This is a genomic window from Streptomyces sp. NPDC090045 (assembly GCF_044747975.1).
GTDB lineage: Bacteria > Actinomycetota > Actinomycetes > Streptomycetales > Streptomycetaceae > Streptomyces.
In genome coordinates this window covers 833970-854938 of the sequence record NZ_JBIVFA010000002.1, presented here as the reverse complement: position 1 = coordinate 854938, position 20969 = coordinate 833970, and the positions used below count along the sequence as shown (strand labels likewise).

The following is a 20969-nucleotide window of genomic DNA, read 5'->3' as shown; positions in this document are numbered from 1 at the left end:
CCGGGCTATCTGGTCAGGACCGAGAGGTCCTGGGCGGCCCGGGGGACGGCGACCGTGGAGTGGTCGTCCGACAGGGTCTGGACGGTGAACATCGCGATGCCCTCGTCCGGGAGGGACAGGGTGCGGGCCGCGTGGACGGGGCCGCCCGAGAGGGTCTCGACGGTGAGCGCGTAGGAGCCCTTGCCGCCGGCCGGGGCCAGGGTCAGCGTCTGCGTGGTGCCCGCCTTGACCGTGACCTCCTGGGAGGCCGGCTCGCCGCCGCCGGTGCCCGGCGAGGCCGTCACCTTGACCTTCGCGTCGGCGGCGGGGGCGGTCAGCGACAGCACGGTCGTGTTCTCGTCAGGACGGTTGTCGGCCACGGTCGCCCGGGTGCCGACCGGCCCGGTGGCCGGCACGAAGCCGAGTTCCTGCTTGGCGCCGCTGCCGCGGACCACCCGTACCGCCGCGACGACGGGGGCGGCCTTCTTGGCGTCGGCCGGGCCCAGCAGCAGCGAACCGGCCTCGCCGCGGGTCACGTCCTTCAGGTCCACGACGGCCGTCATACCGGCCTTGACGTGCAGCTGTTCGCTGCCCGCCGGGCTGATCGCGCCGCCCGGTGCGGCGAGGCGCACCTTCAGGTCCGCGTCCTCCTCGCCCGGTACGAAGGCCACGAGGCGTACGGAGGCTGCGTCGGCCGGGATGCCCGGCAGCACCAGCGAGCCCGCCGGGTCGGTGGAGGCCGGCAGCCAGTCGGCGCCCACGCCCTCCTCGGCGACCTGCACCGAGGCGCCGACCCGGCCCGCGCGGGTCGTCACGTGCGCGGTGGCGTCGGCGAGCTGGATGCCCGGGACGAGCGAGGAGAGCAGGACCGTCTTGGTGGACTTGGGGTCGACCCGGATGTTCTCGCTGGCGCCGCCCTCGGGCTTGGCCAGTCCGTCCGGACCGAAGAGCTTGATGTCGACGATGGCCGCGGCGTCGTCGGGGTTGGTGAGGTGGACGTAGTCCTCGCGGCCCTTGGCCGTGCTCACCCCGGGGAACCAGAAGTCGGTGTCGGGCGCGGTGCAGCCGACGCCGAGCACGCCGCGGGCCCGGCCGACCGAGACCTTGGTGGTCAGCTGCGCCGTCCAGCCGGGGGCGAGGACCCCGTCGGCGCTGCCGGTGAGGGCGGGCGCGTCGGCTCCGCTGGCGGTGGCCCCGACGGGCTTGCCCGGTTCCTTGGGCTCCAGCACCGGCTTGGCGTCCTTGGTGGCGCCGAGCAGCCGGGCCGAGCCCTTGCCCTCTCCGGCGGGGGCGCCCGGGGTGAAGGCCGTGTACGTGGTCTCCGCGATGTCCGAGGAGCTGGGCCCCGGGCACACCAGCAGGGACCGCTCCACCGGCATCCGGGCCGCGGCCGCCGCCTTGCCGTCGGCCGTGCTGCCGCCGGCGGCGGGGGCGGTGAGGGCGGCGAGTCCGGTGAGGGCGGCCAGCGCCGCGGTCACGGCGGCCAGCGTCAGGGGTGCGCGCTGCTTCACTGCTGGGGGCTCCCGTCAGGACGCGGGTCGTGCGGTGCGTGGGGATCGTGCGGTGCGTGGGGGTCGTACTGGTCGTACTGCTCGTACTGCTCGTACGGGTACTGCTGCGGGTAGGGGGCCTCGTAGGCCTGCTGTCCCTGCTGTCCCTGCTGGTCGTAGGCCGCCGGGTACTGCTCGTACGGGAGCGGCTGCTGGGGCTGCGGCTCGTACGCGTAGCCGCCCTGGTCGCCGTAGGCCTGGTAGGCGTACGACTCCTCCCCGTACACCGGCTGCGCCGGGATCTGCGCGTACGGATCGGCGACGGCGGCAGTCTCCACCGGTACGGGGGCGGGCTCGGCCTCGGCGCGCAGCCGACGGGCGCGACGGCCCTCGCCGGCCTCGCCCGGGCCGGGCTGGGCGGGGATCGCGGCCTCTTCCTCGGGCAGGTCGTCGTCGAGCTGGGCGCGGCGGCCCGGCAGGGCCATCACCAGGAGGACCAGGGCGAGGAGGCCCTGCGCCCAGTACCAGGCGCTCTGGAGGAGGGAGTCCTCGTGGACGAGGTCGAGGCGGCCGCCGGCGGCGGGCAGTTCGAAGCCCTGCGCCCAGCCGTCGAGGGTCTTCGCCTTGAGGGGCTTGCCGTCGAGGGTGGCCTGCCAGCCGGCGTCGGCCCGGTCGGCGATGCGCAGCACGCGGCCCGCCTCGCCGTCGGGGATCTTGCCGTGGGCCTCGACGGGTCCGGCGGCGACCGGGATCGGCGCCTCGCCCTGCTTGCCGGAGACGATGACGGCGCGGGGCAGCCAGGGCTCGACGCCCCACAGGGCGGTGCCGTCCTGCTGGTGACGCCGGCTCAGGCCCGGGGTGGCGTCGAGGACGCGGCGGATCTCTTCGGGGCCGCCGGGGCGGAACATGACGAAGCGGATGGCGTAGGCGCTGAGCTGGCTGGACTGGTCGGCGCCGGAGCCTGCGACGAGGTTGGAGACGACCTTGTCGAGGCGGGGGTCGCCGCCGGTCCGGGCGGTGATCTCGGCGTCGCCGAGGCGGCCGCCGGAGCCGCGGACGAGGCTGTAGGAGACGGTGGCGGGCGGGTCCAGGTCGAGGATCAGGGTGCGGGTCTGGTTGTCGTCGCCGCTCGCGTCGGCGACGAAGGCCGGGACCTGTACCGGGTCGCGGCGTTCCAGCGGGCCGTCGGCGCCGGCGATCGTCCAGGTGGCCGCGGCGACCAGCGGGCCCGCGGCGGCGGCGAGGGCGATGAGTGCGGCCAGCGGCTGGCGCCAGCCGAAGCTGCGGGCGGCGACCCGCTCCCTGGCGCCGTCGGCGCCGAGCGCGGCGGCGGCGAGGAGGGCGAGTCCGTAGACGAGGGTGGCGGGGCCGGCCCAGGCGGTCCGGTTGGCGAGGACGGCGAGGAGCAGCGCGGCGAGGGCGGCGGCCCAGGCGGTGCGGACGGCGAACCGGCGGTCGGTGCGCAGCAGGGCGGCCAGGGCGGCGAGGACGATGCCGGCGAGCAGCAGTCCGGCGCCGGTTCCGGGGCCGCCGGGGCTGATGCCGAGCAGGTCGAGGGCGCGCGCGGAGCCGGATCCGTAGGGCAGTCCGGCTTCCTGGAGGAGGCGGCCGGGGTGCGTGAGCAGGCCGATCGACCAGGGGGCGAGCACGAGCAGCGGGACGGCGAGGGTGGCGAGCAGCCGGGGGCCGTACGCCTTCCAGTGCGCGCGGCGCAGGACGAGCGCGGCGGTGCCGAGGACGGCGGCGAGCGGCCAGACCACGGGGGTGAAGGCGGTGGTCAGGGTCAGCAGGAGCGTGTACGTCCACACCGCGCGCCAGCTGCCGGGCTTGTCGGCGGTTCCCCCGCCGAGGGCGAAGGCGGCGACGGCGGAGCGGGCGATGAGCGGCAGTACGACGGCGAGGACGGCGGTGCCGAGGCGGCCGCCGGCGAGGGCTCCGGTGACGGCGGGGAGGAAGGCGTAGGCGATGGCGGCCCAGGCACGCAGCAGCCGGGACTCGACGAGCGGCCGGGACGCGAAGTAGGCGGTGAGGCCGGCGAGCGGGACGGAGCCGACGAGCAGCAGGGTCAGGGCGGCCTGGGTGGAGCCGAACAGGAGGGTGGCGAGGGCGCCGAGGACGGCCAGGTAGGGGGGCGCGGCGGCGGTGGAGCCGGTGCCGACGGGCTGCCAGCCGTCGGTGTAGGCGCTCCAGAGGTCGAAGCCGCTGTCGGGGGCGGGCAGCAGGGCGCCGCCCATGAGGGAGCCGCCGCCGATCAGGCCGCGGCAGGCGGCGAGGGAGACGAGCAGGAGGAGGCCGAAGAGGACCGGGGCGGGGTTGCGGGCGATCCGCCTGAGGCGGGCGAAGCGTTCCTCGGCCACGGCGTAGTCGCCGTCCTCGCCGGGGGCGTTCAGGATGCTGCCTCCGCCGTGCCGGCCGGCGGGGGCGGCGTCGGTGTCGCGGTCGCCGCCGAAGTAGCCGGCGAGCTGTTCCGCGTTGGCCCGCAGGGAGGCTCCCGGCGGGGGGAAGAGCGGGCGCAGGTCGGCGGCGGGGACGGCGGGGCGGCGGCGGGCCTTGCGGGCGGCGAGGAGCTTGCCGGGGCGCAGCAGGGTGGCGAGGAGGCCGGTGATCTCGTCGACGGCCTGGCCGGGGGCCTTTCCGATGAGGTAGGCGAGGGTGCGCAGGACGGTGCCGAGGAGGACGCGCAGCAGGACGTAGGGCAGGGCGCGGCCGGAGCTGTTGGCGAGGATGGTGTAGACGGCGCCGGCCTTGTCGACGCGGTGCGGGCTGGCCGTGGTGCGGCCGGCGCAGTCGACGGTGCGGCGTTCGCGGGCGGAGGCCTCGGCGTGGCGCAGTACGGCGTCGGGGGCGACGAGGACGGTGTGGCCGGCGCTCTGGGCGCGCCAGCACAGGTCGACGTCGTCGCGCATCAGGGGCAGGCGCCGGTCGAAGCCGCCGAGGTCGTCGTAGACGTCGCGGCGGACGAGCATGCCGGCGGTGGAGACGGACAGGACGGGGCGGACCTGGTCGTGCTGGCCCTGGTCCTGTTCGCGCCGGTCGAGTCCGGTCCAGCGGCGGCCGCTGCGGGCGATGGTGACACCGGCTTCGAGGAGCTGCTTCTTGTCGTACCAGCCCCGCAGTTTGGGGCCGATCACGGCGGCGTCGGGGTTCTCCTCGGCGACGCGGAGCAGTTCGGTGAGGGCGTCGGGTTCGGGGGCGCTGTCGTCGTGCAGGAGCCAGAGCCACTGGACGGGTTCGCCGTGGGGGAGTTCGGGGAGGTCGTACGTGTCGTCGCGCCAGGTGCGGCTGACGGGGTCCCAGCCGCTGGGGCGCTTGAGGTACGGGAGGTCCTCGGGGGTCAGGGTGCCCGCGCTCCGGGCCGACTCGTCCACGGCCGTACCGAATCCGGTGCGGCGGGCGAGGTGCAGGACCCGGTCGCCGCCGAGGGCCTCGGTGAGCAGCCGCGCGGAGTCGTCGGCGCTGCCGGTGTCGGCGGCGATGTGGTTCTGCGCGGGGCGCTCCTGGCCGAGGAGGCCGGCGAGTGTCCGGGGCAGCCAGCGGGCGCCGTCATGGGCGACGAGGACCGCCGTGACGACGTGCCGGGGGAACTCGGGTGTGGCGGGGGCCTGGTGGGAGGCCGCCGACTGGCTGTGCAGGGACATCGCGCTACTGGCCCTCCGGCCTGGGGGTCCCTCCGGACGGGGCCGGGGGGAGGGTCCGGGGGTGGTGTGCCCTCGGAGGCTGCTGGACAGCGCCCCACCCTAACGGCTGGCAACACAACGGTCCGCCTCCTGCGGGGAAGGTGCAGGAGGCGGACCGTTTGCCGTGCTGTGTGTGGTGTCTTTCGATCGTTCGATATGTCGTGCGTGGTGCGGTGGGTGCCGGGCCGGTGGCGCCTCGGCCGTTTCAGACCGCTGCCTTTTTCAGCCGGCGGCGTTCGCGCTCGGACAGGCCGCCCCAGATGCCGAATCGCTCGTCGTTGGCGAGGGCGTACTCAAGGCATTCGGAGCGGACTTCGCAGGCGAGGCAGACCTTCTTGGCCTCGCGGGTCGAGCCGCCCTTCTCGGGGAAGAAGGACTCGGGGTCGGTCTGGGCGCACAGAGCGCGCTCCTGCCATCCGAGCTCCTCGTCCGCCTCCTCGACCAGCAGTTCCTGAAACAGCTCGGTCATGTGCGCCCCTCGCTCTGTCTGTGCGTCCCCGTGGTGATGCCGTTACTGATCGCTACGTAACGACACGAGTGAAATTACAAGTGCGTGGCTCCGGAGCAGTCAAGCCGGGATCTGCTATTGGGCCCCTTATTCACTCTGCGGAACCAAGCGTATGCAGAAAGTGTTCATATCGCCAAAAATCGTGACACATGCATCAGGTGTCGCGAGACTGCTCCCTTCACCCGTTATCCACGCGCCGCCCGTGGGCGGGGTTGCGATCGGACCCGAGAAGCGGCGCAGATCACATTCTGGTCACGAGATGACGTGTCCGGGTTTAGGAGCAGGCTGGTTGAGCTCCGGCACAGCGCCACATCCCCTGCCCCGGGGTGCACAAACCTTTCTCCGCGCACAGTAACCGGATGAGGTGAAACTTTTACCCCAAACCGGACATTGGGTTGACAGTCCGACCCTCCACCCGTTCTCCTTGTTCGCATGTCAGCGCCCGCAGTCGCCACCCGGACCCCCATTCGTGGGTTCCTGTGCGCTGCCCAGGTTCGCTGTTGCTGTTGCAGCTGTTGATGCCCCCGGAGCCCCGGCTCCCGTGAGCTCCGGCCCGCCCCCACAGCAACCGCCAGCACGACTGACATCCGTCGAGGTAACCCCCACGATGAACAGCACGCACAGCGCCACCCCCGCCCCCACCGCGGCCCCCGCCTCCGCCGCTCCCGCGGCCGCCGCGCCCGTCGAGAGCGACCTGCAGATCGCCGGCGACATCCTCGCCGTCCAGCACCTCCTCCAGCCCGCCCGGGAACACCCGGCCACCGTCGCCGAGTTCGTCGGCCTCGCCCGCTCCATCGCCGAGGACCGCGCCTCCTGGGAGCACCTCGTCCAGTACGACGCCACCACCCGCTGGTACCACCGGCTGCGCACCGGCCCCGGCTACGAGGTCTGGCTGCTCAGCTGGGTCCCCGGCCAGGGCAGCGGCCCGCACGACCACGGCGCCTCCTCCGGCGTCCTGACCGTGCTCGAAGGCGAGCTCACCGAGCACACGTCACGCGGACGGCTCACCCACCGCCCCGGATCCCAGCGCGTCCTCGCCCCCGGCTTCGCGCACGAGGTCGTCAACGACACCCTCGACGGCGCGGTCAGCCTGCACGTGTACTTCCCCGGTCTGACCGAGATGCCGATGCACAGCTGCTCCCCGGCCGAATCCGAGTCCGTACCCGCCTGACCCACTCGTCGCTCCGCTGACGGCCCCACCCTCCCCCAGCTACCGCTGGGAGGTGCCCCCACCGACCACCACCCCTCAGCGACAGCCTCCGGCTGACAGACTGTCTGCATGCGCATTGTTGTTCTGGCCGGCGGTATAGGCGGCGCCCGGTTCCTTCGCGGACTCAAGTCGGCAGTGCCCGACGCGGACATCACGGTCATCGGCAACACCGGTGACGACATCCACCTGTTCGGGCTCAAGGTGTGCCCCGACCTCGACACGGTGATGTACACCCTCGGCGGTGGCATCAACGAGGAGCAGGGCTGGGGCCGCACCGACGAGTCCTTCACCGTCAAGGAGGAGCTCGCGGCGTACGGGGTCGGACCCACCTGGTTCGGCCTCGGCGACCGCGACTTCGCCACCCACATCGTCCGTACGCAGATGCTCGGCGCGGGCTACCCGCTGAGCGCCGTCACCGAGGCCCTCTGCGACCGCTGGCAGCCCGGGGTGCGGCTGCTGCCCATGTCCGACGACCGGGTCGAGACCCACGTCGCGATCACCGAGGCGGGCACCGGGGAGCGCCGCGTCATCCACTTCCAGGAGTACTGGGTCCGGCTGCGCGCCGCGGTGGACGCGGAGGCCGTCGTACCGGTGGGCGCCGAGCAGGCCAAGCCCGCCCCGGGCGTGCTGGAGGCCATCGCCGCCGCCGACGTGATCCTCTTCCCGCCGTCGAACCCGGTGGTCTCGGTCGGGACGATCCTCTCCGTGCCCGGCATCCGGGAAGCGGTTGCCGCCGCCGGGGCGCCCGTGATCGGCCTCTCCCCCATCGTCGGGGGCGCGCCCGTGCGCGGGATGGCCGACAAGGTGCTGGCCGCGGTCGGCGTCGAGGCCACGGCAGCGGCCGTGGCCCTGCACTACGGGACCGGGCTGCTCGACGGCTGGCTCGTGGACACCGCCGACGCGGACGCCGTTGCCGAGGTGGAGGCCGCCGGGATCACCTGCCGCGCGGTGCCGCTGATGATGACCGACCTGGAGGCCACCGCCGAGATGGCGCGGGCCGCGCTGGAACTGGCGGAGGCCTCCCGGTGACGGAGCCGACCCCGGGGCACGCTCCCTCGTACGAGGTGCGGGCCGTCGTCGGGATGCCGGAGGTCAGGCCCGGGGACGACCTGGCGAAGCTGATCACGACGGCCGCACCCGATCTGCGCGACGGGGACGTCCTGCTCGTCACCTCGAAGATCGTCTCCAAGGCCGAGGGCCGGATCGTGGAGGCGGACTCCCGCGAGGAGGCCATAGACGCGGAGACCGTACGGGTGGTCGCGCGCCGGGGCCCCCTGCGCATCGTCGAGAACCGGCAGGGCCTGGTGATGGCCGCCGCCGGGGTGGACGCCTCCAACACCGCCCCCGGCACGGTGCTGCTGCTGCCCGAGGACCCCGACGCCTCGGCCGCCGCGATCCGCGCCGGGGTGCGCGACGTCCTCTCCGTCGACGTGGGCGTGGTCGTCACCGACACCTTCGGGCGGCCGTGGCGCACCGGGCTCACCGACGTGGCCATCGGCTCGGCCGGCGTGCGGGTCCTGGACGACCTGCGCGGGGGCACGGACGCGCACGGCAATCCGCTCAGCGCGACGGTGGTGGCGACCGCGGACGAGCTCGCCGCCGCCGGCGACCTGGTCAAGGGCAAGGCGGCCGGGCTGCCCGTGGCCGTCGTGCGCGGCCTGGCCCACGTCCTCGGCGAGGGCACCTCGGCGCGGGACCTGGTGCGGACCCCCGCCGACGACATGTTCCGGCTGGGCACCTCGGAGGCCGTACGGGAAGCCGTCACGCAGCGCCGTACCGTACGGACCTTCACGGCGGAGCCGGTGGACCCGGGCGCGGTACGGCGGGCGGTGGCCGCGGCCGTGACGGCCCCGGCCCCGCACCACACGACGCCGTGGCGGTTCGTGCTGCTGGAGTCCGAGGCCTCGCGGACGGAGCTGCTCGACGCGATGCGGGACGCGTGGATCGCGGACCTGCGGGCGGACGGCAAGTCCGAGGAGTCCGTGGCCAAGCGGGTGCGGCGCGGGGACGTGCTGCGCAACGCCCCCTACCTGGTCGTGCCGTGCCTGGTGACGGACGGCGCGCACCACTACGGGCACGCGCGGCGGGACGCGGCCGAGCGGGAGATGTTCGTGGTCGCGATGGGCGCGGGCGTACAGAACCTGCTGGTCGCGCTGGCCGGGGAGCGGCTGGGGTCGGCGTGGGTGTCCTCGACGATGTTCTGCCGGGACGTGGTGCGGGAGGTGCTCGGGCTGCCGCAGGACTGGGACCCGATGGGGGCGGTGGCGGTGGGTCACCCGGCCGCGGCACCCGCCGAACGGGCGGTCCGGTCGGCGGAGGACTTCATCCGGGTGCGCTGAGCCCCCGGGGTCAGAGCCGGCCGATGTCGCTGCGCGGCATGCGGGGCGTGCGGCGGGGCGGGGTGTGGCCCGCGAGGAGGATGAGCCGGGCGGCGCGGTGGCGCTGCCCGGCGTACGGGGCGAGGAGCTCCAGCATGGCGTCGTCGTCGGTGTCGCGGTCCCCGACGAGGGCGTAGCCGATGATTCCGGGGAGGTGCAGGTCGCCGGTGGTGACGGCGTCGGGGTCGCCGTTGCTGCGCTGAAGGGTTTCGGCGGAGGTCCACGGGCCGATGCCTGGGACGGCCTCCAGCCGTCGCGCGGCCTCGGCCGGGCCCATGGCGGCGGCCTCCTCCAGGCGGTTCGCCACGCGGGCGGCCCGGACGATGGTGGCGGAGCGCTTCGCGTCGACCCCGGCCCTGTGCCAGTCCCAGGACGGGATCATGGCCCAGGTGCGGGCGTCGGGCACGACGTACAGGTCCTGGTCCTGCGGCCCGGGCGCGGGCTCGCCGTACTGCCGGACGAGGCGGCGCCAGGAGCGGTAGGCCTCGTCGGAGGTGACCTTCTGCTCCAGGACCGTGGGGATCAGGGACTCCAGGACCATGCCGGTGCGGGTGAGGCGCAGGCCGGGGCGGCGGCGGTGGCTGGCGTGCACGAGGCGGTGGCGGGGGACGAAGACGGCCGGGTCATCGGCGGCGCCGAGGAGCACGGGGAGCTGTTCGAGGAACCAGTCGGCGCCGGGGCCCCAGGCCTCGGCGCGCACCTGCCCGCCCGCGCCGCGGGCCACGCGGAGGGTGGCCGGGCCCTGCGGGGTGCGGGCGGTGCGCCAGACCGAGCCGTCGGGGGTGGTGCGGAAGGTGGGGTCGGCGGGGCCGCGTCTGAGGGGGCCGAGGGTGAGGCCGAGGTCGAGGGGACCTTCGGGGGTCCACAGGCGTTCCTTTGCGCCGGCGCCGGCGGTTGCGCCTTGGCCGGGCGGGACGTCGGTGCGGCCGCCGCGCACGGCGGTACGGGTGAGCGGATCGAATCGGCCGGCCATGCGTCGAGCGTAGCCCTGCCGGGCGCTCCGCCCCGCACCCCGCCGGGCTCCGCCCGGACCGGACAAGACCGGGGCTCCGCCCCCGCACCCCGCTCCTCAAACGCCGGAGGGGCTGAAAAGACCGCCTCAAACGCCGGCGGGGCTGGATTTGGCGGAGCTGCGCTGAGATGTGCCGCCCGGCGGGCTGGTTTGCCGCGGAGCGGCAATTCCAGCCTCGCCGGCGTTTGAGGCGCGGGCGCGGAGCGCCGTAAAAGGTCCGGGGCCGAGCCCGGCAACACCCAGCCCCGCCGGCGATTGAGGCGCGGGCGCGGAGCGCCGTCGGGGGTTCCGGGGCGGAGTCCTGGCAGCGTTCGGCGGGGGCGGGGCGCGCGTATGGAGACTGCGGGCCGCCGGAGGCTAGCGGCCTTGGAGTTTTGCCGAGTTCGTGCGCGTCGTCGGGAGTTTGCCGTACAGCTTCTTGCCCGGGCATTCCGTCGCGAAGCCGTCGCGGTGGCCCGAGATGACGTTCATCGAAACGTTTCTGCCCTTGGGGTAGCGGTTGCCGCCGCCCGACGTCAGGGTCGTCTTCGCGCGCGGGTCGCGGCCGAAGAGGCCGAGCTTCCAGGCCGTGAGGCGGGCGACCGCGTCGACCGCCACCGCCGGGGGAGCCGCGGAGCTGTACGTGCCGAGCACCGCGATGCCCATGCTGTTCGTGTTGAAGCCCATGGTGTGGGCGCCGAGCACCGCCTTGGAGACGCCGCCCGCGCGGCCCTCGTAGACCGTGCCGCACTTGTCGACGGCGAAGTTGTAGCCGAAGTCGCGCCAGCCGCTGCTGATCACGTGGTAGCGGTACAGGCTGCGCAGCACCGCCGGGGCGTCCTTGCAGGCGTAGTTGTTGCCGGAGGCGCTGTGGTGGACGAAGGCCGCCTTCACCGTGTTGGTGTAGACGAAGGCCTTCTCGCGCAGGGACTCGTCCGCGCCCCACCCCTTGCGGGTGACGATCCGCGGGCGCGGGCCGATGAACGGGGCGGCGGCCGCGGTGAGTTCGCCGTCGCTCGCGAAGACCGCGTCGGCGGTGGAGTCGGCCTTGTTCAGCTCGGTGATCTCGTCGGCGCCGAGTGCGGCGTGCGGCAGGTTCGCCGCGGAGGACTCGGCCGTCTCCATCGTCATGCCGGGTGCGACCACTTCGCCCTTGTCGTCGCCGACGGGGCCGCCGTTCTTGCCGTCCGCGGCCCGGGCGGGCACTTCCGCGCCGGGGTCGACGAGTTCGATCCGCATGCCCGAGGGCAGCCGGGATCCGGGGCGGGTGGCCGGGGCGTCGCCGGGTTCCGCCTGGACGCGGACCTCGACGCCGTCGGACTCGCCGACCCACAGCGGGGCGGTGGCGCCGCGGACGCGGCCGGACGCGCGTTCCGCCGCGCCGGGGTCGGCCGCGTGCTCGCTGTTGTGGATCTCGACGTCCTGCCAGTCGGACCACGTGGCGGTCCGGACGGAGCGGGTACGGACCTGGACCCGGCCGTGGAGTTCGGTACCGGCGTCGTCCCAGACGACGCCGACCAGCGAGAACGTCTTGACCTCGCGAGCGGCCAGGCCCTGCGTCTCGGCTCCGCGGGGCGAGGCGCTCATGCCGGGGACGCCGGGGGTGCGGTTCGCCGAGGGTCCCAGGGGGACGAGCGGCAGCGACTGGGTGGACCCGCCCGGGGTCACGGGTGCGACCGCGCCCGTGCCGGGGGCGGCCAGGGCCGGAGTAGGGAGCGCGAGGGGCAGGGCCAGTGCGGCGGCCGTCGCGACGCCGATCGAGGAAGCAAGGAATCCACGCATGACAAGGATGGTGAGCACCCGCACGGCCCGGCGCCATCCGAGAACTGACGGTGTGTCCGGTGGTGGAGCGGGTACCCCTCCCCCGTACGGTGGAGCCGGCGGCCCCCGTACGGGGGACGGCCCCGCGTACCCTGTGCCGGGTGAACGCCATTGACCGCACCCCTGCCGACCTGCTGCGATCCGCGCTCGCCGCCGATCCGGGCCGCCCGCTCGTCACCTTCTACGACGACGCCACCGGCGAGCGCGTCGAATTGTCCGTCGCGACCTTCGCCAATTGGGTGGCCAAGACCGCCAATCTGCTCCAGGGCGACCTGGGCGCCGAGCCCGGTGACCGGCTCGCGCTGCTGCTCCCGGCGCACTGGCAGAGCGCCGTCTGGCTGCTCGCCTGCTCCTCGGTCGGGGTCGTGGCCGAGATCGGCGGCGATCCGGCCGGTGCGGACCTCGTCGTCAGCGGGCCGGACACGCTGGAGCAGGGCCTGGCGTGCGGCGGCGAGCGGGTGGCGCTCGCGCTGCGGCCGCTGGGCGGGCGCTTCCCGCAGGCGCCGCCGGCCGGGTACGCGGACTACGCGGTGGAGGTGCCCGGCCAGGGCGACCGCTTCGCCCCCTTCGTGCCGGTGGACGCCGAGGGCCCCGGGCTGGTCGTCGGCGGCGAGGAGCTCTCGTACGCGGAGCTCACCGCCCGCGCCCGCGAGGACGCGGCCGAGCTCGGCCTGGGCGCGGAGTCGCGGGTACTGACCGGGCTCGGCTACGACACCTGGGACGGGCTCTCGGCCGGGCTCTACGCCGCGCTGGCCGCGGGCGGGTCCGTGGTGCTGTGCCGGAACCTGGACCGGCTGCCGGCGCAGGCGCTGGCCCAGCGGGTCGAGAGCGAGCGCGTCACCCACACCGTCTAGGCGGGTCAAGGGTTCGGCGCCGGTGCCCGTCACCCACACCGCTCAACTACGACAACGGGCGATTTGTCACCCGAATGGCTCTAGACACGACCCTGCCCCCAGGCTGCTCCGGCGACCCGGGGGCAGGATCGGCAGTGGCCGCACTCACCCGTACGGCCGGGCCTGAGGTCGTAGCGGCGAGGGGACGGACGCCAGTGACGGGCAGCGCAGGCATACCGGGCGCCACCGATGCGGCCGGGGGCGCCGGACGGCCCCCGCGGAACCGCAGGCGCCGGCTGCTGCGCTGGATCGGCCTGGGGCTGGCCTTCCTGGTCCTGGCGGGGGCGGCCACCGGCTGGTGGCTCTACAACAAGCTCGACGGGAACATCACCGAGGACACCTCGGCGGCGGCCGAGCTGGGCCGTTACGAGCGCGACCGCCCGGCGCACCTCGCCACCGACTCACAGAACATCCTGCTGATCGGCTCGGACTCGCGCTCCGGCAAGGACAACGCCCCGTACGGACAGGACGAGGGCACCCAGCGCTCGGACACCACGATCCTGCTGCACCTGCCGCAGGACCGCAGGAGCGCGACCGCGGTGTCGATACCGCGGGACCTGATGACGGAGATCCCGCCCTGCCTGAAGGCGGACGGGAGCCGCACCGGCGATCGGTTCGCGCAGTTCAACTGGGCGTTCCAGTGGGGCGGGGCCGCCTGCACTATCCGTACCGTGGAGAAGCTCACCGGGATCCGGATCGACCACCACATGGTGATCGACTTCGGCGGGTTCAAGAAGATGGTCGACGCCATCGGCGGCGTGGAGATCTGCCTCAAGGCGCCGGTGAACGACTCCGAGGCCAAGCTGAAGCTGGCCGCCGGGCGGCAGACCCTCCAGGGCGAGCAGGCGCTGGGCTTCGTCCGCGCCCGGTACAGCCTGGGCGACGGGAGCGACACCGAACGGATGGAGCGCCAGCAGCAGTTCCTCGGCTCGCTCGTCAAGAAGGTGAAGAGCAACGGGGTTCTGCTGAATCCGGCGCGGCTGTATCCGCTGCTGGACGCGGCGACCTCCTCGGTGACCACGGACCCGGGGCTGGCCTCGCTGCGCGGCCTGTACGAACTCGTGCGGGGCATACGGGACATACCCACCGGTCAGGTGCAGTTCCTGACCGTGCCCCGCCGGCCCTACTCCGCCGACCCGAACCGGGACGAGCTGGCGGAGCCCGACGCGGCGCGGCTGTTCGAGCAACTGCGGACCGACCAGCCGGTGACGGTCGCCCCGCCGGAGCCCGTGAACACTCCCGCTCCCGCCACTCCCAACCCCTCGTTCCCGCCCGCTTCCACCCCCGCGGGCACGTCCGGGGACGCATCCGCGGACGCACCCGCGGACGGCACCGAACCGGCCACCACCACCGGGGCGACGACGGCCACACCCCCCGGCGGAACCACGACACCCCCCGTTCCCGTCCCCACCTTTACCGGCACCACGGCGGAGAACGCCGACTGCCGGTAAAGCAATCCCAAAAGCCGGTGACCGAACCGAGTGGGATGGGTGGTTCACCCCGTTATAAGGGGAGTGGAATTTGTCACCAGCATGGTTTGCAGCCGAACAGGGCGGATAAGGTGAGCGATCCGGTGCCCGGCCGGACCAGAGACAGGGCACCAGCAGCCGGATCGTTGACCGGGCGCCTGGGGGAGGCGCGTCGCGAGGCACCGACGGAGGATTCGAGCAACCGTGGATGCGCAAAGCCGTGGACGGGCGGACGAGATCGACCCCGCCGACCAGTGGGTGCTCAATCCCCGCACAGGCAGCTACGAACTGCAACTGGGCGACTCCGCTGCGCAGCAGCGGCCCAAGGTCGCCGCACCCCGCAGATCGGCCTCGGCTCCCGCCGCTCCCACCGCCCCCTCTCCCACCGCCCCCTCTCCCGGCGTACCGAAGCCGCGCCGTGGCGACGGCCCGCCCGGCCGCCGGAGCGGCCGCTCACGCAAGGGCGGCGGTGGCGGCGGACGCCGTAAGAAGGCACTGCTGATCACCAGTGGGACGCTGGCGTTCCTGCTGGTCGGCGGCGCCGCGGCGGCGTACCTCTACTACGACCACCTGAACGGCAACCTCAGCGTCACCGACGTCGCGGGAGCGGGCACCGGCGGCTTCAAGAAGGACCAGGCCATCAACATCCTGGTCATCGGCACCGACAAGCGCACCGGCGCGGGCAACGAGAACTACGGGGACAAGGACAGCGTCGGCCACGCCGACACCACGATCCTGTTCCACGTCTCGAAGGACCGGACGAACGCGACCGCGCTGTCCATCCCCCGCGACCTGATCACCAACATCCCGGCCTGCCCGACGAAGCAGCCGGACGGTTCGACGAAGACGATCGCGCCCACCAAGAGCACCCGCTTCAACACCAGCCTGGGCCAGGAGGGCCGCGACGCGGGCTGCACCATGCGCACGGTCAAGGAACTCACCGGCATCGAGGTCGACCACTTCATGATGGCCGACTTCAACGCCGTCAAGACGCTGAGCACGGCGGTCGGCGGAGTACCGGTGTGCCTGGCCAAGCCCGTCAACGACGAGGAGGGTTCCCACCTCAAGCTGGACGCCGGCGAACACCGGCTGGAGGGCGAGCAGGCCCTCGCCTTCGTCCGCACCCGGCACGGCTTCGGCAACAACAGCGACCTCGACCGGATCAGGATCCAGCAGCAGTTCCTGGGTTCGATGATGCGTGAGATGAAGTCCAAGGAGACGCTGACCAGCCCCAAGAAGTTCCTGTCCCTCGCGGAGGCGGCCACCAAGTCGCTGGCCGTGGACTCGGGGATCGGGTCCATCTCCAAACTCACCGACCTGGCAGGTGAGTTGAAGGGCATCGACACGAAGAACGTCACCTTCACCACCCTGCCCGTGAAGGACAATCCGGCCGAACCGGAGGGCAGCAAGGCGACCGTCGTCGTCGAGAAGTCCCTGGCCGACCCGCTGCTGCAGATGATCCGGGGGGACGTCTCGCTCACGGAGGTCGAGAAGAAGGAGCAGGCCGCGAAGGAGGCGGCCGACGCGGACGCGAAGGCCAAGCAGGACGCCCTGCTCCAGGGCAACCGGGCGCCCGCGGGCGACGTACGGGTGAGCGTCTACAACGGCGGCGGGCCCAAGGGCGCCGCCTCCACGACCCTGAACTGGCTCCAGAACAACAAGGGCATGTCCAAGGCGAGCAACCAGGGCAACGCCCCGGCGAAGGTCGGTGCCACGCAGCTGGAGTACGCGCCCAACCAGGCCGACCAGGCCCGGGCGCTGGCGGACGCCATGGGGCTGCCGACCACCGCGCTGAAGATGGGGACGGCGGACGCGGCGGCGAAGGCCCCGATGAAGCTGACGCTCGGTCCGGACTTCACGGAGCCGGGAGCCCCGCTGTCGGCGGCCCCGGCCGTGCCGGCGCTGTCCGACGACGTCCAGCAGGCCCAGGCCGACAAGGCCGTCTGCGCCAAATAGCAGGACGCAGCCGGTCGTACCGGCACACTGACGACCGAGAAGGATCTTGAGGGGGGACGCGTGAGGCACAGCAGCGTGCGGGGGGAGGGGGCGACCGCCCAGGCCACCGGGGAGATATCCGGCGGCGGGGCGGACGCGCCCGGCGTGGTGCCCGCACCACGGGGCGGCTCCAGGGCCGTCCGGCGTGCGGCCGCCCGCGAGCGCCCCACCAGGCGCGGGCGGCGGCGCGTGCTGCGCTGGGTGTCCTCCGTCCTGTCCCTGCTCATACTCGGGACGGCGGCGGCCGGATACCTGTACTACCGCCATCTGAACGGCAGCATCCACACGGACGCGCTGAACCTCGGCGAGACCAAACTGGGCGGCTCCAAGCCCAACGCCTTCGGGCAGACCCCGCTGAACATCCTGCTCATCGGCTCCGACGCGCGCAACGACGCGGAGAACCAGGCACTGGGCGGGGGCACGGACACCTTCGACGGCCCGCCCCTCGCGGACGTGCAGATGCTGCTGCACCTGTCGGCCGACCGCAGCAACATGTCCGTGGTCTCGATGCCGCGCGACACGATGCTGATGATGCCCAAGTGCACCGAGCCGAACGGCAAGGTGCACCCGGCCAGCAAGGGGCTCGTCCAGACCAACGAGTCCCTGCAGCGCGGCGGACCGGGCTGCACCGTCGCCGCGTGGACCGAGCTGACCAAGATCCCCATCGATCACTTCATGATGATCGACTTCAAGGGCGTGGTGTCCATGGCGGACGCCATCGGCGGCGTCCCGGTCTGCGTCGAGCAGAACGTGCACTCCCGCACCCGCGACGGCAAGGGCTCGGGCCTGAAGCTGCCGAAGGGCGAGAACATCATCCAGGGCGAGGTGGCCCTGCAGTGGCTGCGCACCCGCTACGGATTCGAGGACGGCACCGACATCGGGCGCACCCACGCCCAGCACCAGTACATGAACTCGATGGCCCGCGAGTTCCGCAAGAACGCCAAGCTCACCAACCCGGTGAAGCTCAACAGCCTGGCGCAGGCGGCGATCCAGGCCATGGTCGTGGACACCGGCCTGAACAAGATCGACAAGCTGTACGACCTCAGCATGGAGCTCAAGAAGGTTCCGCCGGGGCGGATCACCATGACCACCATGCCCTGGGTCTACAGCACGAAGCCCGGTCTGGACGGACGCGTCGAGCCCATGGCGGGCGAGGCCGAGGACCTGTTCCGGATGGTCCGCGAGGACATCGCGCTGGACGGCAAGGGCTCCGGTACCCCGGAGGGCGGCGCCTCCCCCTCGCCGGGCGCGAGCGGTGCCCCCGCTTCCCCGTCCCAGCAGCCGACCACCGCCCCGACGACCGCCCCGACCACCGCCCCCGCCTCCGCGCCGGCGAAGATCGTGGTCAGCGTCCGCAACGCCACCGCCGGCAAGGACGGTGCCCAGGCCAGGGTGAAGAACCGGGCCAACGACGTGGTCGCGGTGCTCGCCGCCAAGGGCTTCACCAAGGCCGGCGCCGACACCCAGACCGGGGCCGAGGACACCACGGTGGTCCGCTTCGCCACCGACGGCCAGGCGGCCGACGCGGCGGCCGTGGCCACGGCGCTCGGTCTGCCGGCCACCTCGGTGCAGAAGTCGGGCGAGGTCTCCGGGATCGTCCTGTTCGTCGGCAAGGACTGGCGGACCGGGGACGCTCCGACCCCGCCGCCGCCCGCCCCGACCGTGGCCCCGACGTCCGCCCACGCGCTCAACGGCGACAACGACAAGGCCTGCATGGCGATCCAGCCGGGCTTCACCTGGTAGCGGGTCCCCGGACCCCCTGAGCACGCGGAAGGGGCCCGGCGCGGAGGCTGTTCGCACAGCCTCCCTGCCGGGCCCCTCCGTACGTCCGCACGCGCGGGTCAGACCTGCGAGGAGTCCCGGTGGACGGCCGGGCGGCGGCTCGCGATGAGCTTGTTCGCCAGGGACCGCGGGCTGGTCAGGAAGCCGAAGCCCCAGCACAGGTGCATGGTCGCGAGGGCCACGGGGATCTGGGCCCGGGCCTTCAGCGGCAGCCCCTTGCCGGCGGGCACGGAACCCACGGCGATCGCCGCGAGGTAGCCGGCCGGGAGGGCGAAGCCCAGGGGGGTGACCGTCACGCCCACGACCACGCCCGCGGCGAGCGCGCAGACCAGGGTCGGCGGGGCCAGGTAGCGCAGGTTGATGGAGCCCGAGTGGTAGCGGGCCACCACGTGCCGCCAGCGCCCGTAGTCCTTGTACTGCTTGGCCAGGGCCTTGACGGAGCGCCGGGGGCGGTACTGGACCTTCAGCTCCGGCGAGAACCAGATGAGGCCGCCGGCTTCGCGGATGCGGAAGTTCAGCTCCCAGTCCTGGGCGCGGATGAACTCCTCGTTGTATCCGCCCTGCTGTTCCAGCGCCTCGCGGCGGAAGACACCGAGGTAGACGGTCTCGGCCGGTCCCGCCTGGCCGCCGGTGTGGAAGGGCGCGTTGCCGACGCCGATCTTCGAGGTCATCGCGGCGGCGACGGCCTCTTCCCAGGCGTTCTCGCCTTCGGCGTGCATGATCCCGCCGACGTTCTGCGCACCGGTCTCCTCCAGGAGGCGGACGGCGGTGGCGATGTAGTTCGGCGAGAGCATGCCGTGGCCGTCGACGCGTACCACGATCGGGTGACGCGAAGCCTTGATGGCGGCGTTGAGCGCCGCCGGGGTCCGGCCGGTGGGATTCGGGACGGTGTGGACTCGGGGATCCTCGGCGACGAGTTCGGCGGCGATCTCGTCGGTGCGGTCCGTGGACGGCCCGAGTGCGATCACCACCTCCATCTCGCCCGCATACTCCTGTTCCAGGATGTGGCGGACGGAATCGCGGAGGTAGTGCTCCTCATTGAGCACCGGCATGATCACCGAGACTGCGGGCTGCTGGGCGGGCATGTGGTCCTTCAAGGTCGGGTATCGGTGTCACGTTACCGCGTACGGGGGAACCAGGTGCGCGCCGAGTGATCGGTAAGGACAACGGCTGATCGTATGGGCCTACTGTTCTGTCGAATCCGCTGAATCCGACTCGACCCCCGACCGGTCTCCCTGCTGCTCCCGCGGAGGTGTCCACCGTGCCCCAGCCGCACCGTCCCACCCGTCCCGCCGGGCCGTCCCAGCCGCAGCGCGCACGGCGCGGCGGTGGCGGCGGTCCGGCCCGGCGCCGGGGCGAGCGCCCCCGGTGGGGGGTGCGGCTCGCGGCCGGGGTCTCGGTGGTGGTGCTGGGCTCCGGGGCCGTCGGGCACGCCGTGATGACCGGCCTGGACACCGGGATCGAGCGGGTGGACCCGTTCAAGGACATGAAGAACCGCCCCCAGGCCGGGCACGGCCTCAACTTCCTGCTCGTGGGCACCGACGGCCGGGAGAAGATCTCCCCGGAGGAGAAGCGCGAGTACCGCCTGGGCGGGGCGCCCTGCCACTGCACGGACACGATCATGCTGGTGCACCTGTCGGCCGACAAGGAGCGGGCCAGCGTGATCAGCCTGCCCCGCGACAGCTACGCCGAGGTGCCCGCCCATCGGGACCTGGTCACCGGCAAGGCGCACCGGGCCCACCCCCTGAAGCTGAACGCGGCGTACGCGGAGGGCGGCCCCAACCTGACCGTGCGGACCGTCGAGAACATGACCCGGGTGAAGATCGACCACTACCTGGAGGTCGACTTCACCAGCTTCATGAAGACGGTCGACGCGATGGGCGGCGTGGACATCTGCACGGCCAAGACCATGCGCGACCCGAACACCGGCCTCGACCTGCTGCCCGGCACCCACCGCCTCACCGGCGGACAGGCCCTGCAGTACGTGCGCTCGCGCCATGTCGACGGCGCCTCCGACCTCGGCCGGATGCAGCGTCAGCAGCGGTTCATCGCCGCCCTGATCAAGCAGGCCACCGGCGGCGGGGTGCTGCTGAACCCGGTCAAGTTCAAGGAGGTCAGCTCCACCCTGCTCGGCTCGGTGCGCGCCGACAAGGACTTCGGCTCGGAGCAGATGCTGGCGCTCGGACAGGCGATGCGGGACTTCACCCCGTCCTCGTCGGAGTTCGCCTCGGTGCCGGTCGGCAATCCCTCGTTCCGCGTCAAGGGCATCGGTTCCACCGTGAAGTGGGACGAGCCGAAGGCGGCCAAGCTGTTCGAGGCCCTGCGGGAGGACCGGCCGCTGGCTCCGCCGAAGCCCGGGAAGTCCGGCGCCGCCCGGCCCCCGGCGGTCCCGGTGGACGTGCCCCCGCAGCAGGTCCGGGTCCAGGTGGAGAACGGGACGCGCATCGACGGGCTGGGCGGGCGGGTCGACGCGGCGCTGCGCGCCACCGGCTTCGACACCACCCGGGCCCCGGGCAACGGCGCCAGCCGCGACGTCAGGCGCACGGTGATCACGTACGACCCGCGCTGGGACCGCTCCGCCCGGTCGGTGGCCACCGCCCTGCCGGGCAGCGAGCTGCGGGCGGTGGCGGGCCAGGGCCGCACGGTGCTGGTCGTCGCCGGCTCGGACTACCGCAAGGTCGTGCCGGTCCGCGCGGAGGACCCGTACCAGGGCACCTTCGGGGTGGTCACCGGCGACCAGGTGGTCTGCGGGACGTAGCCGCCCCGGGCCGTCCTG

14 protein-coding genes are annotated in these 20969 nt (G+C 73.2%); 8 read left to right on the top strand and 6 right to left on the bottom strand.

Annotation, left to right across the window (positions count from 1 at the left end):
* Window positions 1-5: 5 nt before the first annotated feature.
* From ACIPYQ_RS08860 to ACIPYQ_RS08850, 3 genes are all read right to left on the bottom strand, one after another.
* Window positions 6-1490, bottom strand: a complete 1485-nt coding sequence (locus tag ACIPYQ_RS08860) for a DUF5719 family protein (protein ID WP_361756193.1) — start codon at window positions 1488-1490, stop codon at window positions 6-8.
* Entirely contained in the window at window positions 1487-5107 is a 3621-nt protein-coding gene (locus ACIPYQ_RS08855; protein ID WP_401247621.1) for a glycosyltransferase, read from the bottom strand. The genes ACIPYQ_RS08860 and ACIPYQ_RS08855 overlap by 4 nt, the downstream gene beginning before the upstream one ends.
* 244 nt (window positions 5108-5351) lie before the next feature.
* Window positions 5352-5615 (bottom strand): WhiB family transcriptional regulator, encoded by a 264-nt coding sequence (locus ACIPYQ_RS08850; RefSeq protein WP_003983763.1) that lies wholly within the window; start codon window positions 5613-5615, stop codon window positions 5352-5354.
* A 646-nt stretch (window positions 5616-6261) separates the two neighbouring features.
* Between ACIPYQ_RS08850 and ACIPYQ_RS08845 the strand changes: the two genes are divergently transcribed.
* The 3 genes from ACIPYQ_RS08845 to ACIPYQ_RS08835 all read left to right on the top strand — a co-directional run bounded on the left by ACIPYQ_RS08845 (window position 6262) and on the right by ACIPYQ_RS08835 (window position 9203).
* Entirely contained in the window at window positions 6262-6825 is a 564-nt protein-coding gene (locus ACIPYQ_RS08845) for a cysteine dioxygenase (protein ID WP_401247618.1), read from the top strand.
* Window positions 6826-6933: 108 nt separating this feature from the next.
* Complete coding sequence (cofD, locus tag ACIPYQ_RS08840) at window positions 6934-7893, top strand: 2-phospho-L-lactate transferase (RefSeq protein WP_361756184.1); 960 nt, start codon at window positions 6934-6936, stop codon at window positions 7891-7893.
* Between the two features lie 53 nt (window positions 7894-7946).
* On the top strand, window positions 7947-9203 hold the full coding sequence (locus ACIPYQ_RS08835) for a coenzyme F420-0:L-glutamate ligase (RefSeq protein ID WP_401247741.1): 1257 nt from the start codon (window positions 7947-7949) through the stop codon (window positions 9201-9203).
* A gap of 10 nt (window positions 9204-9213) precedes the next feature.
* On the opposite strand, the gene ACIPYQ_RS08830 is transcribed toward ACIPYQ_RS08835, so the two are convergent.
* Complete coding sequence (locus ACIPYQ_RS08830) at window positions 9214-10215, bottom strand: DNA-3-methyladenine glycosylase family protein (RefSeq protein WP_401247614.1); 1002 nt, start codon at window positions 10213-10215, stop codon at window positions 9214-9216.
* Window positions 10216-10611: 396 nt separating this feature from the next.
* The gene (locus ACIPYQ_RS08825) at window positions 10612-12015 is read right to left on the bottom strand and encodes a peptidoglycan recognition protein (RefSeq protein WP_401247611.1); all 1404 of its coding nucleotides are present in this window, start codon (window positions 12013-12015) and stop codon (window positions 10612-10614) included.
* A 140-nt stretch (window positions 12016-12155) separates the two neighbouring features.
* On the opposite strand from ACIPYQ_RS08825, the gene ACIPYQ_RS08820 reads away from it, so the two are divergent.
* The 4 genes from ACIPYQ_RS08820 (at window position 12156) to ACIPYQ_RS08805 (ending at window position 18154) form a co-directional block, all read left to right on the top strand.
* A complete protein-coding gene (locus ACIPYQ_RS08820; protein WP_401247608.1) occupies window positions 12156-12908 on the top strand; it encodes a TIGR03089 family protein in 753 nt (250 codons plus the stop codon).
* Window positions 12909-12982: 74 nt separating this feature from the next.
* Entirely contained in the window at window positions 12983-14398 is a 1416-nt protein-coding gene (locus ACIPYQ_RS08815) for an LCP family protein (RefSeq protein ID WP_401247605.1), read from the top strand.
* 222 nt (window positions 14399-14620) lie between these two features.
* Entirely contained in the window at window positions 14621-16372 is a 1752-nt protein-coding gene (locus ACIPYQ_RS08810; protein ID WP_401247602.1) for an LCP family protein, read from the top strand.
* Between the two features lie 60 nt (window positions 16373-16432).
* Window positions 16433-18154: an LCP family protein gene (locus tag ACIPYQ_RS08805; RefSeq protein WP_361756163.1), complete on the top strand. Its 1722-nt coding sequence runs from the start codon at window positions 16433-16435 to the stop codon at window positions 18152-18154.
* A gap of 98 nt (window positions 18155-18252) precedes the next feature.
* Here ACIPYQ_RS08805 and ACIPYQ_RS08800 read toward each other — a convergent pair whose 3' ends face one another.
* Window positions 18253-19278, bottom strand: a complete 1026-nt coding sequence (locus ACIPYQ_RS08800; RefSeq protein ID WP_362236101.1) for a glycosyltransferase family 2 protein — start codon at window positions 19276-19278, stop codon at window positions 18253-18255.
* Between the two features lie 290 nt (window positions 19279-19568).
* Here ACIPYQ_RS08800 and ACIPYQ_RS08795 point away from each other — a divergent pair, with 290 nt between their 5' ends.
* Complete coding sequence (locus ACIPYQ_RS08795; protein WP_401247738.1) at window positions 19569-20951, top strand: LCP family protein; 1383 nt, start codon at window positions 19569-19571, stop codon at window positions 20949-20951.
* The last annotated feature ends 18 nt before the right edge of the window (window positions 20952-20969 follow it).

Bases quoted from the DNA above. Each gene is read 5' to 3' on its own strand.
- ACIPYQ_RS08850 (WP_003983763.1), bottom strand. From the start codon at position 5,615: ATGACCGAGCTGTTTCAGGAACTGCTGGTCGAGGAGGCGGACGAGGAG.
- ACIPYQ_RS08855 (WP_401247621.1), bottom strand. From the start codon at position 5,107: ATGTCCCTGCACAGCCAGTCGGCGGCCTCCCACCAGGCCCCCGCCACA.
- ACIPYQ_RS08815 (WP_401247605.1), top strand. From the start codon at position 12,983: ATGGCTCTAGACACGACCCTGCCCCCAGGCTGCTCCGGCGACCCGGGG.
- ACIPYQ_RS08845 (WP_401247618.1), top strand. From the start codon at position 6,262: ATGAACAGCACGCACAGCGCCACCCCCGCCCCCACCGCGGCCCCCGCC.
- cofD (WP_361756184.1), top strand. From the start codon at position 6,934: ATGCGCATTGTTGTTCTGGCCGGCGGTATAGGCGGCGCCCGGTTCCTT.
- ACIPYQ_RS08800 (WP_362236101.1), bottom strand. From the start codon at position 19,278: ATGCCCGCCCAGCAGCCCGCAGTCTCGGTGATCATGCCGGTGCTCAAT.
- ACIPYQ_RS08830 (WP_401247614.1), bottom strand. From the start codon at position 10,215: ATGGCCGGCCGATTCGATCCGCTCACCCGTACCGCCGTGCGCGGCGGC.
- ACIPYQ_RS08825 (WP_401247611.1), bottom strand. From the start codon at position 12,015: ATGCGTGGATTCCTTGCTTCCTCGATCGGCGTCGCGACGGCCGCCGCA.
- ACIPYQ_RS08835 (WP_401247741.1), top strand. From the start codon at position 7,947: ATGCCGGAGGTCAGGCCCGGGGACGACCTGGCGAAGCTGATCACGACG.